Raw genomic sequence first — 13,689 nt, forward strand, 5'->3', positions numbered from 1 at the left:
CAACCACCAGCGGATCAACTAGACCTTGAACCGCGCCACCGTCTGGTGCAGCGCCCCGGCCATCTGCGCCAAATCGTGACCCGCCGTGTGAGTATGTTGGGCACCCAGCAAGACCTGCTCGGACAAGTTGCGGATGCCCATCAGATTACGATCCACCTCCCGCGCCACCAACGCCTGCTCTTCCGTGGCACTGGCAATCATCATGTTGCGCTCGTTGATCTGTGAGATCGACCGAGTGATTTCGTCCAATGCATCCCCCGAGCGCTGCGCCACTTCAAGGGTGGCCCGAACCAGGTTGCTGCTGCTTTGCATGGCCGTCACGGCATGGCCGGTATCGAGACGAATGTTGCCAATCATCTGCTCGATTTCCTGGGTGGACTCTTGCGTGCGATGGGCCAGGGCGCGCACTTCATCGGCGACCACGGCAAAACCGCGTCCGGCATCCCCGGCACGGGCCGCTTCAATGGCCGCGTTGAGGGCCAGCAAATTGGTCTGCTCGGCGATGCTGCGAATCACGTCCAGCACCTTGCTGATGTCCTGCACCCGGCCCGCCAGTTGCTCGATGCGCTGTGAGGTGTCGGTGACGCCATCGGCCAATGCGCCGATTGAAACCACGGTTTCCTGAACCTGTTCACGCCCGCGCTGTGCGGTTTGCTCGGACTGCCGCGAGGCCTCGGAAGTGCTGACCGCATTGCGCGCCACTTCGTCGACCGCCGCGGTCATCTGGTTCACCGCGGTGGCTGCCTGTTCGATCTCCAGCCCCTGCAATTGCAGGTTGCTGCTGGTCTGGCTGCTGACCGCACTCAGCTCTTCGGAGGAACTGGCCACCTGGTCCACCGACGTCGCGATGTGCTTGACCATGGCATTCAGACTTTGCTGCATCTGGTGCATGTTCATCATCACGCTGCCGCCGACACTTGAGTTCACGGGCACCTGAATCGTCAGGTCGCCCTGAGCGATCTGACTCAAAAACCGTGCGGCATCATCCGGCTCGCCGCCCAATGGCCGGGTCACACTGCGTGTGACGATTACCGCGGCGGCGATGACCAGCGCCACACAGAACAAAAACAACCCGAGCATATTGCGCCGGGCATCGCTGTACAGCTCCTGAGCCGACTGTTCCCGGTCGGCGAATATTTTGCCTTGCAGTACCATCAACTGGTCCAGGCTGGCATAAACCTCGCGCTCGGCCGGCACGACCTTTTGCTTCAGCTGTGCCATGGCGTCATCGAAAGCACCTTGCCGGATCAGCACCTGCACTTGAGTGAACGCCGCCACGTAGGCTTCGCGATTCTTCTTCAGCGCGGCATAAGCGCTTTTGCCCTCCGGCAAATAGAACAAAGGTTCAAGCGTTTCGAGTGCCTGGGTGATGCGTTTCTTGGTGGCGTCGATTGACTGCTGCACTTGCTGATTGTCTTTATCGATCAGCAAATCCCGGGTGTTCCGGGCGTTATCGCGCACACCGGTGGCGATGACCATGATCGGGTCGATCTTCGGCCAGTCCTGCTTGACGATGACGACCGCCTGTTCCTTGAGCGTCGCCAGGTCGTGCAACGCGTAAAACGCCATACCCATCAAGGCCAGCGGCGCGATTGCAAAGCCGATGACGATACGTTGTGCCGTGGTTAATTTGGCCATATCAAATGCTCCCCGTTTGATACCTGCCGATTGGCAGCGCATTTGAAAACCTAATGTTGGATATCCCTGTCAAACGTTAAACCTCAGCCTCGGTTACCCCCGTAATACAAAGGCTGGAAACAACTCGCGCATGGCATCCCATAACTCAGGAAGCAAGGCTTGTGCCGAAACACTTGGCAGCAACGGATCGAACATCCGCTCGGTGCGAACCAGTTGCACGGCGAAGCGTTTGACGCCGAGTTCGCTCAAGCGCCTGGCGAGGATCAGCAGACGCTCCGGTTCGAACAGATGCCAATGCACGGTGGTGCGACATTCGTAGTCGACGCCGCTGGCCAGCAGATGCTCAAGGCTGTGCCAGTTGGCCGTTCCGCTGCCTTCGACCCGGGTGATCGCCTGGCAATCCTCGGGCAACGCCTTGACATCGAAACCGACCCAATCGGCCCCGGTCAGCGCCTTGGCAAATGCAGCAGGCTTGATCCCGGCGCTGTGCAAACCGATGCGAAATCCCATCGCCCGCACTTCATCCATGGCGCCGAGCAAACCGTCCTGCAAGGTCGGCTCACCGCCGCTGAACACCACCGCATCGAGCAGGTCCTGACGCCGTTGCAGAAACGCCAACACCCGCCGCCAATCCACTTCGTCTGTGCCACGAGGCGGGATCAACTGCGGGTTATGGCAGTAACGACAACGCCAGGCGCAACCCTGGCAAAACAGCACGCAGGCGAGCTGTCCCGGATAGTCGATAGTGGTCAGGGGCACCATGCCCCCGACCCGAAGCGTTCGACTCATTGGCGCCCGGCCAGTGCCGCGCTTTCAGTGAAGTGCACCCGCTCGCGGTGTTCCGATTGTTTACCCGGATTGAACGCCGACACAGGGCGGTGATAACCCATTACCCGGGTCCAGACTTCGCAGCGTTGACGTTGAGCCTGGGGCAGTGTTTGCGATGCAGTCATGGTGAAGCTCCTTGCGGTTGAGTGGATCGAAATCAATGAACGCTGCCGAGCTTTTGCTCTTTCAGCAGCAGTGCCTCGTCGCACTTGGGGCAGAACTCATGCTCGCCATCGAGGTAGCCGTGCACCGGGCAGATGGAGAACGTCGGGGTCACGGTCAGGTACGGCAGGCGGAAGCGGCCAAGGGCTTTGCGCACCAGTTGCTTGCAGGCCTGGGTCGAGGAAATCCGCTCGGCCATGTACAGGTGCAAGACCGTGCCGCCGGTGTATTTGCATTGCAGTTCGTCTTGAAGTTCCAGGGCCTCGAAAGGGTCTTCGGTGTAGTCCACGGGCAGTTGCGAGGAGTTGGTGTAATACGGCGCTTGCACGCTGCCCGCCTGGAGAATGTCGGGGTAGCGCTTGAGATCTTCCTTGGCGAAGCGGTAGGTCGTGCCCTCGGCCGGCGTCGCTTCCAGGTTGTACATGTGGCCGGTTTCTTCCTGGAATCGCAGCAACGTGGCGCGCACGTGATCGAGCATCTTCAGGGCAAACTGCCGGCCCTTCTCGGTGTGCATGCCCTCCTCGTCACCGGTGAAATTGCGCAGCATTTCATGCATGCCATTGAGGCCGATGGTGGAGAAATGGTTGCGCAGGGTTCCGAGGTAGCGCTTGGTGTACGGGTACAAACCGGCATCCATGTGGTGCTGAATCACCTTGCGCTTGACCTCCAGGCTTTCCATCGCCAGTTCCATCAGCGTGTCCAGGCGCTGCAGCAATCCGCTGGTATCACCCTTGAACACATAGCCCAACCGCGCGCAGTTGATGGTGACGACGCCGAGCGATCCGGTTTGCTCCGCTGAACCGAACAAGCCGCCGCCACGCTTGAGCAACTCGCGGACATCCAGCTGCAAACGGCAGCACATCGAGCGCACCTGATTGGGTTGCAGGTCCGAATTGAGGAAGTTCTGGAAATACGGCAGGCCGTAACGCGCAGTCATCTCGAACAGGCGATCGGCGTTTTCACTGTCCCACGGAAAGTCGTGGGTGATGTTGTAGGTCGGGATCGGAAAGGTGAACACCCGCCCTTTCGCATCGCCGGCCTGCATCACCTCGATGTAGGCGCGGTTGAGCAGCTCCATTTCGACTTGCAGGTCGCCATAGGCGAACGGCATTTCCTCACCGCCGATGACGGGTATCTGCTCACGCAAATCCTGCGGGCACACCCAGTCGAAAGTCAGGTTGGTGAACGGCGTCTGGGTGCCCCAGCGCGAGGGAACATTAAGGTTGTAGATGAACTCCTGGATCGCCTGGCGCACCTCCTGATAACTCAGTTGATCCTTGCGCACATAGGGCGCCAGGTAGGTGTCGAACGAGCTGAACGCCTGGGCCCCGGCCCATTCGTTTTGCAACGTGCCGAGGAAATTCACCATCTGCCCCAGGGCACTGCTCAAGTGCTTAGGCGGACCGGCTTCGACACGCCCCGGCACACCGTTGAGCCCTTCGTGCAGCAGGGTGCGCAGCGACCAGCCGGCGCAGTAACCGGCGAGCATGTCGAGGTCGTGCACATGCAAATCCGCCTCACGGTGAGCCTGGCCAATAGCCTCGCTGTACACCTCGTCCAGCCAGTAGTTGGCGGTGACTTTGCCTGATACGTTCAACACCAGCCCGCCCAGTGAGTAGCCTTGATTGGCGTTGGCCTGGACCCGCCAGTCTTCGCGGTCGAGGTATTCGTTCATCGAGGTCGCGACTTCGACCATGGTCCGGCGGTCACGCCGCAAGCGCCCGTGCTGTTCGCGGTAGACGATGTAGGCGCGCATCGCGAGGAAAAAACCGGCGTCCATCAACACCCGTTCAACACGATCCTGGATTTGCTCGACATGCAGCCTCGGCAACCCTTCGAGCCTGGCCAATACCGCGTCTAGCAAGCCTTCAACCTCAACCTCGCCGTACTCCCCTGTCGCCTTGCCGGCGGCGATCAATGCCTGACGGATCTTGTCGGCATCGAAGGCGACCTGACTGCCATCGCGCTTGTGCAAGCGGTTACATCCTACTGCGATCAGCGTGCTCTGCATTTGGCCTCCAGACACTACATATAGACTTAAATAAACTTAAAACCACAACATGCAGTGAAGGCTACGGACAAAGTGCTGATCTGCAATTGATCGATATCAAGATTTGGCGGTGAATCTGTGACAAGCGCGGGTCCCATGTGGGAGCGGGCTTGCCCGCGATGGCGGTCTATCTGTCAACATTGATGTTGGATGTAATGGCCTCTTCGCGGGCAAGCCCGCTCCCACATGGATTGGTTGTATTTTTTGAATCGTGCAAGACAGCTCAACCCCCACTCATGTTCATGAACCGCACAATCTGCACCTCCCCTTCGGGGCTGAAATCGTGGCGCAATGGCTTGCCGCGCAAGGCCTTCTGCACCGCGTTGATCACCGGCTGGTCATCCAACGGATATCGCCTCAGCAATCCACGCAAGTCCAGCGCATCGTCCTGCCCCAGACACAGCAACAGCTTCCCTTCAACGGTCATCCGCACCCGATTACAGCTGCCACAAAAGTTGTGGCTGTTGGGCGAAATGAACCCGATCCGGGTATCGGGATGGCGTTCCAGGCGCACGTAGCGCGCCGGTCCGCCGCTGTTTTCGGTGCTGTCGAGCAAGCGATGCTGGCTGGCGATCAGCGTGCGCACTTCGTCGCTGGAACAAAACGACTCGCCCCGGGAACGACCGACGTCGCCCAAGGGCATTTCTTCGATGAAACTGATGTCGATGCGCTGGTCGATGGCGTACTGCACCAACGCCGGGACCTCATCGAGGTTACGCCCCTTCATCACCACGCAGTTGAGTTTGATCCGCTCAAACCCCGCGTCCCGAGCCGCTTCGATGCCGTTGAGCACCTGGTCGAGATCGCCGATGCGGGTGATCGCGCGAAATTTCTGTCCGTCCAGGCTATCGAGGCTGATGTTCATCCGCTTGACCCCGGCGTCGACCAACGGCCGGGCCAGGCGGCTCAGTTGCGAGCCGTTGCTGGTCATCACCAGTTCGCGCAAACCGGGCAGCGCGGCGATGTTGCGACACAGTTCGACAATGCCCGGACGAATCAGCGGCTCACCACCGGTCAGACGGATTTTGCGTACGCCCAACCCGACGAACAGCGTCGCCAAACGCTGCAACTCTTCCAGGGTGAGCACCTGCTGACGCGGCAGGAACGTCATGTTTTTCGCCATGCAATACACACAGCGAAAATCACAGCGGTCCGTCACCGACATCCGCAGATAATCGATCTGCCGCCCAAAGCCATCCTGCATTACAGCGTTCATCACATCTCCCGGTTTGCCTCGAGGCTCACTGCACCAGCGGTGAGTCGGCGCCCTGCAAGTGGATACCGCGAATATCCGCCGCACCGATCAGGGTTTGCAGGTACTGCACCAGCGCTTTTTGCCAGACGCCTTGCTGCAACTGCGTGCGAATCGCCGTCGACACCACTTCATAGGGCAACGGCATGCCTTCGATTCGCTGATCGACGCTGATCACATGCCAGCCGTAGCGACTTTCCAGCGGTTTGCTGGCCAGGCCCGGTGCCAGGGTGAACAACTGACGCTCCAGTTCAGGCACCGTCTGGCCCTTGCTGATCTGCCCCAGAGAACCGCCCTGAGCCTTCGACGGGCAGGCCGAATATTTCATCGCCAGCTCGGCGAAACTGCCGGGGAATTCATCCAGTTGCTGCAACAGGACTTCAGCCTGACCCTGCGCAAGTTCCCTAGCTTCGACATCGTCCGGCGCGCACTCGAGCAGGATGTGCCGCACCGCCAACAACGGCGCGCTGTGGAAGCGTCCGCGATTGTTTTCGTAGTAACGCAGACTCGACTCCTCGTCGCACTGCGGCACTTTCACCTCACGTTCGAGCAACAAGCGCGTGGCCGCTTCTTCTTCGTTCTCACCGGCGCTGATCTCCAGCGACACACCGAGTTCGGTGATGCGCTGCTGCAACAATTCGCGGATCACCAGCGCCCGGGCGGCCAGATAGACTGCCTCCTCGCGGCTTTCGGCCGGGTGATATTGCAGCTCCTGGGCCATCGCTTCCGGGGTGATCGACACCTCGTTGACGCTGATGATCGGCCATTCCTGCTCACTGCTGGCGATCAACTGCGCCGGGGCGTCATCGGCCCCTGCGGGTTCAACCGGCAGGGCTTCGAACTGCGCCGCTACGACCGGCGCAATGTCGAGAACAGCCTCGGCCTTTTTTGAAGAACCGCAGCCACCGCTGCCCCCATTACCGCCACCACATCCACATCCACCTGACATGATTGTCTCCTCAGTACTTCTGACGAACGATTTGATAACGACGCCCCAGGTACCAGATCGGTGCGCTGATCATGTGTACGAGACGGGTGAAGGGGAACAGCACAAACAGGGTCAAGCCGAGAAACACATGCAATTTGTAGATCAACCCGACCGGCGCGATGGCCGCCGCTGCTTCCACCGGCCGCAACAGCACGGTGTTCTGCGCCCAATCGGCGAGCATCACCATCACCGAGCCGTCCATGTGGCCGGTGGACGCGACGATGGTCAGCAGACCGAGCAGCAATTGCGCCAGCAGCACCAGCAGAATCAGGATGTCCGAAGGGCTGGAAGTAGCGCGGACCCGAGGGTCGTTGAGCCGCCGGTTAACCAGCATCAGCAGGCCGATCAGGCACAGCAGGCCGAAGAACCCGCCCGAGACCATTGCCAGCAACTGCTTGTTCTCAGTGCTGATCACGTGGTGATAAATCGACGCCGGGGTCAACAGGCCGACGAAGTGTCCGGCCAGCACGAACAACACGCCGACGTGAAAGAGGTTGCTCGCCACGCGCATCCCGCGCTGATTGAGCATCTGGCTCGAACCTGCTTTCCAGCTGTATTGCGACAGGTCGAAGCGCGCCCAACTGCCGATCAGGCAAATGGCCAAAGCGACGTAGGGATAGACCCCGAACAACAACAGGTTCCATTTAGACATTGCCTACCTCCTTGGCTGGCGCGGCGGCCAGCCCTTCATGCTGAAAATCCACCCAGTGCAACGGCACTGCGCTTTCCTCGCGGGCCTTGCCCGGTGCGCTTGGCAGCGAACTGCAACGGTCTTGCTGTTCGGCCTGGAGAAAGTCCACGGCTTCCTCTTCCCAGATCTTGTCGAGGGCTTCGAGGGAGTCGTCACGCGGTTCCGCCGCCACCTGCGCCCGCAGGTCGGCGACCGCCTGATGCGGCTCGGCCCCGGCAATTTGCAGCAATGCCCGGAAGCAGCTGGCATAGGCGCTTTCACGCTCTTCCAGACGTGCGGCGAGCAAGGCCAGCAAGTGCGAAACATCCGCCAGGCCCTCGCGGGCCTCGATGTCTTCGCGGGTGGACAAGAACTCCAGGTACAGCGGGATATAGTCCGGCAGCTCTTTGACGCCGATGGCAAAACCGGCTTCTTCGTATTGCGCCATCATGTCGACCATCGCCTGACCACGGTCGCGGGACTCGCCGTGCACATGTTCAAACAACAGCAACGACAGCGAACGACCCCGGCCGAACAGCGCACCGTAGTGCTCCTGCCCATCCATCAGGTCATTGGCGCAGATCAGCTCGAGCAATTCGAACAACGCACCGCGCTGTGTCGGGCTGATTTCCCGGGACTGGATAATCGCTTGCTCCAGTTCGTCGCGACCGCCAATCAGCGTCTCGGTCGGGTAATCGAGCAGCAGCGAAATCACTTTGAGAATTTGCATGCTCATTCCTCCCACAACTGCACGGTTTTCAGGATGTCGCGGCGGTTGGCTTTCTTGGCACCAAACATGTTGGTGTCGGAACTGCCGCTACAGCCGCTGCCGAAACTGAAGCCGCAACCGGAGCGCTCGGCAAAGGCGTCACTCATGGCGTCTTCACGGTGCGCGCTCGGCACCACAAAGCGGTCTTCATAGTTGGCGATCGCCAGGTAGCGATACATCTCCTCGACCTGGGCCACGCTCAAGCCAACATCCTTGAGTACTTGCAGGTCCTGAACGCCGTCGACTTGCTCGGAGCGTTTGTAGGCGCGCATCGCCAGCAAGCGCTTAAGCGCACGCTTGACCGGTTTTTCATCGCCCGCCGTCAGCAGGTTGGCCAGGTACTTCAGTGGAATACGCAGGCTGTCGACGTCCGGGATCACTCCGTTCATGCCGACGGTGCCGGCAGTGGCAGCGTTCTGGATCGGCGACAGCGGCGGTACGTACCAAACCATCGGCAAGGTGCGGTATTCCGGGTGCAGCGGCAGTGCGAGTTTCCAGTCCACGGCCATTTTGTAGACCGGCGAACGCTGGGCTGAATCAATCACCGACTGCGGTACGCCATCGGCCAGGGCCTGACGAATCACTGCCGGGTCGTTCGGATCGAGGAAGATCTCCAGTTGTTTCTCGTACAGGTCCTGCTCATTGGCGGTGCTCGCCACTTCGCTGATGCGGTCGGCGTCATACAACAGCACACCGAGGTAGCGGATGCGCCCGACGCAGGTTTCCGCGCAAACGGTCGGCATCCCGGCTTCGATACGCGGGTAGCAGAAGATGCACTTCTCGGACTTGCCACTCTTCCAGTTGAAATAGATCTTCTTGTACGGGCAGCCGCTGATGCACATCCGCCAGCCCCGGCATTTCTCCTGGTCGATCAGGACGATGCCGTCTTCTTCACGCTTGTAGATCGCCCCGCTCGGGCACGCCGCTGCGCACGTCGGGTTGAGGCAGTGCTCGCACAGGCGCGGCAAATACATCATGAAGGTGTTTTCGTACTCGCCGTAAATGTCCGCCTGGATCTTGTCGAAGTTCTTGTCCTTGCGACGCTTGGCGAATTCGGTGCCGAGGATCTCTTCCCAGTTCGGGCCCCACTCGATTTTTTCCATGCGCTTGCCGGAGATCAGCGAACGCGGACGCGCGGTGGGTTGATGCTCGCCCAGCGGCGCGGTGTGCAGGTGCTGGTAATCGAAGTCGAACGGTTCGTAGTAGTCGTCGAGGCTCGGCAGGTCCGGGTTGGCGAAGATGTTCGCCAACACGCGGAATTTACCGCCGATGCGTGGGTTGATCGTGCCGTTGGCGTTGCGGATCCAGCCGCCCTTCCACTTGTCCTGGTTTTCCCATTCTTTCGGGTAGCCGATCCCGGGTTTCGATTCGACGTTGTTGAACCAGGCGTATTCCATGCCTTCACGGCTGGTCCAGACGTTTTTGCAGGTGATCGAGCAGGTGTGGCAACCGATGCATTTGTCCAGGTTCAGAACCATGCCGATTTGTGAGCGAATCTTCATCTCAGTTTTCCTCGATATCGGTCGGCAGCGGACGTGGCAGGTCATCGCCACTTGAACCATCGAGCCAGTCGACTTTGGACATTTTGCGCACCACGACGAATTCATCGCGGTTGCAACCGACGGTGCCGTAATAGTTGAAACCGTAGGCTTGCTGGGCATAGCCGCCGATCATGTGGGTCGGCTTGAGCACGACGCGGGTGACCGAGTTGTGATGGCCGCCACGGGTCTTGGTGGTTTCCGAACCGGGCACGTTCACGATCCGTTCCTGTGCGTGATACATCATCACCATGCCGTCCTTGACCCGTTGGCTGACCACCGCACGGGCGGTCAGTGCACCGTTGACGTTGAAGCACTCGATCCAGTCGTTGTCCTCGATGTCGGCGCTTTTCGCGTCGTTCTCCGAGAGCCAGACAATCGGCCCGCCACGGCTGAGGGTGAGCATCAGCAGGTTGTCGCTGTAGGTGCTGTGGATGCCCCACTTCTGGTGCGGGGTAATCCAGTTCAGAACGATTTCCTTGTGGCCGTTACTGCGCTTGCCTTTCACCCCTTCGATGGTGCGGGTGTTGACGGGCGGGCGATAACTCATCAGTTGCTCGCCGAACGCCTGCATCCACGGGTGATCCTGGTAGAACTGCTGGCGACCGGTGATGGTGCGCCATGGGATCCCTTCGTGAACGTTGGTGTAGCCGGCGTTGTAGCTGACGTGATCGTCTTCGAGCCCCGACCAGGTCGGGCTGGAAATGATCTTGCGCGGCTGTGCCTGAATGTCGCGGAAACGAATCGCCTCGTGGGCCTTGGACAGCGCCAGGTGGCTGTGGTCGATGCCGGTGAATTCCGACAGTGCGGCCCAGGCCTTGACGGCGACCTGGCCGTTGGTTTCCGGTGCCAGCGACAGAATCACTTCAGCGGCGTCAATGGCCGTGTCGATTTTCGGCCGACCCTGGCTGATGCCGGCGTCGCCTTCTTTGTGATTGAGTTCACCGAGGAATTTCACTTCGTCTTCGGTATTCCAGTTGATGCCTTTGCCACCGTTGCCGTTTTTCTCCAGCAATGGCCCGAGGGACGAGAACTGCTTGTAGATGTTCGGGTAGTCACGCTCTACCACATGCAGGTTCGGTGCGTTCTTGCCTGGTACTGGCGCCACGCCGTCGCTTTTCCAGTCTGTGCCGCCAAACGGTTGGGCCAGTTCGCCGACGCTGTCGTGCATCAGCGGGATGGTCACCAGGTCCTTTTCAACGCCCAGATGCCCTTCGGCCATGCTGGAAAACGCCTTGGCGATGCCTTTGTAGATTTCCCAGTCGGAACGCGATTCCCACGCCGGGTCGATGGCGGCCGACAACGGGTGAATGAACGGGTGCATGTCCGAGGTGTTCATGTCGTCTTTTTCGTACCAGGTCGCGGTCGGCAAGACGATGTCGGAATAGACGCAGGTCGAAGACATGCGGAAGTCCAGGGTGGTGACCAGATCGAGCTTGCCGATGGCGCCCTCGTCCACCCATTCGGCTTCTTCGGGTTTGCAGTCGCCGACCTGGCCGATGTCTTCGTTCATTACCCCGTTCTTGGTGCCGAGCAGGTACTTGAGCATGTACTCGTGGCCCTTGCCCGAGGAGCCCAGCAGGTTAGAACGCCAGATGAACATGTTGCGCGGGAAGTTGACCGGGCTGTCCGGCTGTTCGCAGGAGAAACGCAGCGAACCGTCCTGCAGCGACTTGACCACGTAGTCTTTCGGGTCCATGCCGGCGGCAGCGGCGTCGCGGCAAATGTGCAAAGGGTTGGTGTTGAGTTGCGGTGCGCTGGGCAACCAGCCGGCGCGTTCGGCGCGGATGTTGTAGTCCAGGGCATGCTCGGGGAATTGCGATTTATCGGCCAGCGGCGAGAGCACGTCGTGCATGCTCATCTTCTCGTGGCGCCACTGCGAACTGTGGGCGTAGAAGAAGCTGGTGCCGTTCATTTGGCGAGGCGGACGGTTCCAGTCCAGGCCGAATGCCAGGGGCAGCCAGCCGCATTGCGGACGGAGTTTTTCCTGACCGACATAATGCGCCCAACCGCCACCGGTCTGACCGACACACCCGCAGAGCATGAGCATGTTGATCAGCCCGCGGTAGTTCATGTCCATGTGGTACCAGTGGTTCATCGCCGCGCCGACGATGATCATCGAGCGACCCTTGGTCTTGTCGGCGTTGTCGGCGAATTCACGGGCAATCTGGATGGCTTTCTCACGGCTGACGCCGGTGATCTGCTCTTGCCACGCCGGGGTGCCGGGTACCGAGGCGTCGTTGTAATCCTTGGCCACGTTTTCGCCGCCGAGGCCGCGATCGATCGCCAGGTTGGCGGCCGACAGGTCGAACACGGTGGCGACTTTGGCCACACTGCCGTCCGCCAGCACCACGTTGTGCACCGGCACGCGACGGTATTGCACGGCATCGCCGGCCACGTGCTGGAAGTGCTCGTGGGATTCGCCGGCAAAATACGGGAATGCCACTTCGGCCACGTCGTCACCGATCAGGCTCAGCTTCAGATCGATCTCACGGCCTTCGCCGCCTTCACGGGGCAGGATGTTCCACTTGCCCTTCTCGCCCCAGCGATAACCGATGGAACCCTGAGGGGACACCAGTTCACCGCTGACATCGAGGGCGATGGTTTTCCATTCCGGGTTGTTTTCCTGGCCGAGGTTGTCGGTCAGGTCGCTGGCGCGCAGGAAGCGGTCCGGCTGATAACCGGCGCCTGGGGCCTTGTCGACCATTTGTTTGAGCAGCACCAACACTGGCAAATCAGTGAAGCGCTTGGCGTAGTCGGTGAAATAGGCGCTTGGTTTGTCCAGGTGGAACTCTTTGAAGATCACATGGTTGAACGCCTGGGCCAGCGCCGCATCGGTGCCTTGTTTAGGGTTCAACCACAGGTCGGTGAGCTTGGCGACTTCCGAGTAATCCGGGGTAATCGCCACAGTCTTGGTGCCCTTGTAGCGGACTTCGGTAAAGAAGTGCGCATCCGGGGTACGGGTTTGCGGGACGTTGGAGCCCCAGGCAATGATGTAGTTGGAGTTGTACCAGTCGGCCGATTCCGGCACGTCGGTCTGCTCGCCCCAGACCATCGGCGAGGCCGGTGGCAAGTCGCAGTACCAGTCGTAGAAACTCAGGCAGGCGCCGCCGATCAACGACAGGTAACGCGAGCCTGCGGCGTAGCTGACCATCGACATGGCCGGAATCGGCGAGAAGCCGACGATCCGGTCCGGGCCGTATTGCTTGATGGTGTAGACGTTGGCCGCGGCAATGATCTCGTTGACTTCTTCCCAGTTGGAACGAATGAAGCCACCCATGCCGCGCTTGCTTTTATAGGAGTCGGCCTTGGCCTTGTCCTCGACGATGCTGGCCCAGGCTTCGACCGGCGCCATGGTTTGCCGCGCATCGCGCCAGAGCTTGAGCAACGGCTTGCGGATTTTCGGGTACTTGAGCCGGTTGGCGCTGTAGATGTACCAGCTGTAACTGGCACCACGCGGGCAGCCACGGGGCTCATGGTTCGGCAGGTCGTTGCGGGTACGCGGGTAGTCGGTCTGCTGGGTTTCCCAGGTGATCAGGCCGTTCTTGACGTAGATTTTCCACGAGCACGACCCGGTGCAGTTCACCCCATGGGTGGAACGCACGATCTTGTCGTACTGCCAGCGCGAACGGTAAACGTTCTCCCAGTCGCGGGACTCTTTGCGGGTCTCGCCATGACCGTCGGAAAACTCGTTTTGCTTGCGATTGAAAAACCGCAATTGATCCAGTAAATGACTCACGGTGTAGTCCTCTCAGGCTTTGTCGCGGAGTCTGTGCCCCGCCCACGCAATGATT

At 60.1% G+C, this 13,689-nt stretch carries 10 protein-coding genes and 1 pseudogene; all 11 read right to left on the reverse strand.

Features of this window, described 5'->3' with window-relative positions; genetic code table 11:
- Nucleotides 1–18 precede the first annotated feature (18 nt).
- Nucleotides 19–1,080 (reverse strand): methyl-accepting chemotaxis protein, encoded by a 1,062-nt coding sequence (locus tag BLW70_RS20720; RefSeq protein WP_371917825.1) that lies wholly within the window; start codon nt 1,078–1,080, stop codon nt 19–21.
- A gap of 39 nt (nt 1,081–1,119) precedes the next feature.
- Nucleotides 1,120–1,680 (reverse strand): annotated as a pseudogene (locus tag BLW70_RS31535) (MCP four helix bundle domain-containing protein); the annotation flags it as partial.
- Nucleotides 1,681–1,731: 51 nt separating this feature from the next.
- The gene (locus tag BLW70_RS20725; RefSeq protein WP_074877119.1) at nt 1,732–2,427 is read right to left on the reverse strand and encodes an anaerobic ribonucleoside-triphosphate reductase activating protein; all 696 of its coding nucleotides are present in this window, start codon (nt 2,425–2,427) and stop codon (nt 1,732–1,734) included.
- On the reverse strand, nt 2,424–2,591 hold the full coding sequence (gene nrdD / locus BLW70_RS31325) for an anaerobic ribonucleoside-triphosphate reductase (RefSeq protein WP_017338867.1): 168 nt from the start codon (nt 2,589–2,591) through the stop codon (nt 2,424–2,426). Before nrdD ends, BLW70_RS20725 begins: the two co-directional genes overlap by 4 nt.
- Before the next feature lie 32 nt (nt 2,592–2,623).
- Nucleotides 2,624–4,639 (reverse strand): ribonucleoside triphosphate reductase, encoded by a 2,016-nt coding sequence (locus tag BLW70_RS20735; protein WP_074877121.1) that lies wholly within the window; start codon nt 4,637–4,639, stop codon nt 2,624–2,626.
- Between the two features lie 262 nt (nt 4,640–4,901).
- Nucleotides 4,902–5,894 carry a GTP 3',8-cyclase MoaA gene (moaA, locus tag BLW70_RS20740; RefSeq protein ID WP_074877123.1) on the reverse strand — a complete coding sequence of 331 codons (993 nt, stop codon included), beginning with the start codon at nt 5,892–5,894 and terminating at the stop codon, nt 4,902–4,904.
- Nucleotides 5,895–5,919: 25 nt separating this feature from the next.
- The gene (locus BLW70_RS20745) at nt 5,920–6,879 is read right to left on the reverse strand and encodes a peptidylprolyl isomerase (protein ID WP_074877125.1); all 960 of its coding nucleotides are present in this window, start codon (nt 6,877–6,879) and stop codon (nt 5,920–5,922) included.
- A gap of 10 nt (nt 6,880–6,889) precedes the next feature.
- Complete coding sequence (gene narI, locus BLW70_RS20750; RefSeq protein WP_074877127.1) at nt 6,890–7,570, reverse strand: respiratory nitrate reductase subunit gamma; 681 nt, start codon at nt 7,568–7,570, stop codon at nt 6,890–6,892.
- Complete coding sequence (narJ, locus tag BLW70_RS20755) at nt 7,563–8,318, reverse strand: nitrate reductase molybdenum cofactor assembly chaperone (RefSeq protein WP_074877128.1); 756 nt, start codon at nt 8,316–8,318, stop codon at nt 7,563–7,565. The genes narI and narJ overlap by 8 nt, the downstream gene beginning before the upstream one ends.
- A 2-nt stretch (nt 8,319–8,320) precedes the next feature.
- Nucleotides 8,321–9,859, reverse strand: a complete 1,539-nt coding sequence (narH, locus tag BLW70_RS20760; RefSeq protein WP_033059086.1) for a nitrate reductase subunit beta — start codon at nt 9,857–9,859, stop codon at nt 8,321–8,323.
- A gap of 1 nt (nt 9,860) precedes the next feature.
- Nucleotides 9,861–13,634, reverse strand: coding sequence for a nitrate reductase subunit alpha (locus BLW70_RS20765; protein WP_074877131.1), 3,774 nt, complete (start codon nt 13,632–13,634; stop codon nt 9,861–9,863).
- Nucleotides 13,635–13,689: the final 55 nt, after the last annotated feature.

It is taken from the genome of Pseudomonas frederiksbergensis (assembly GCF_900105495.1).
Lineage (GTDB): Bacteria > Pseudomonadota > Gammaproteobacteria > Pseudomonadales > Pseudomonadaceae > Aquipseudomonas > Aquipseudomonas frederiksbergensis.

Excerpts from the sequence above, each read along its gene's own strand:
- BLW70_RS20720 (WP_371917825.1), bottom strand. The coding sequence starts at position 1,080 with ATGCTCGGGTTGTTTTTGTTCTGTGTGGCGCTGGTCATCGCCGCCGCG.
- BLW70_RS20725 (WP_074877119.1), bottom strand. The coding sequence starts at position 2,427 with ATGAGTCGAACGCTTCGGGTCGGGGGCATGGTGCCCCTGACCACTATC.
- nrdD (WP_017338867.1), bottom strand. The coding sequence starts at position 2,591 with ATGACTGCATCGCAAACACTGCCCCAGGCTCAACGTCAACGCTGCGAA.
- BLW70_RS20735 (WP_074877121.1), bottom strand. The coding sequence starts at position 4,639 with ATGCAGAGCACGCTGATCGCAGTAGGATGTAACCGCTTGCACAAGCGC.
- moaA (WP_074877123.1), bottom strand. The coding sequence starts at position 5,894 with ATGAACGCTGTAATGCAGGATGGCTTTGGGCGGCAGATCGATTATCTG.
- BLW70_RS20745 (WP_074877125.1), bottom strand. The coding sequence starts at position 6,879 with ATGTCAGGTGGATGTGGATGTGGTGGCGGTAATGGGGGCAGCGGTGGC.
- narI (WP_074877127.1), bottom strand. The coding sequence starts at position 7,570 with ATGTCTAAATGGAACCTGTTGTTGTTCGGGGTCTATCCCTACGTCGCT.
- narJ (WP_074877128.1), bottom strand. The coding sequence starts at position 8,318 with ATGCAAATTCTCAAAGTGATTTCGCTGCTGCTCGATTACCCGACCGAG.
- narH (WP_033059086.1), bottom strand. The coding sequence starts at position 9,859 with ATGAAGATTCGCTCACAAATCGGCATGGTTCTGAACCTGGACAAATGC.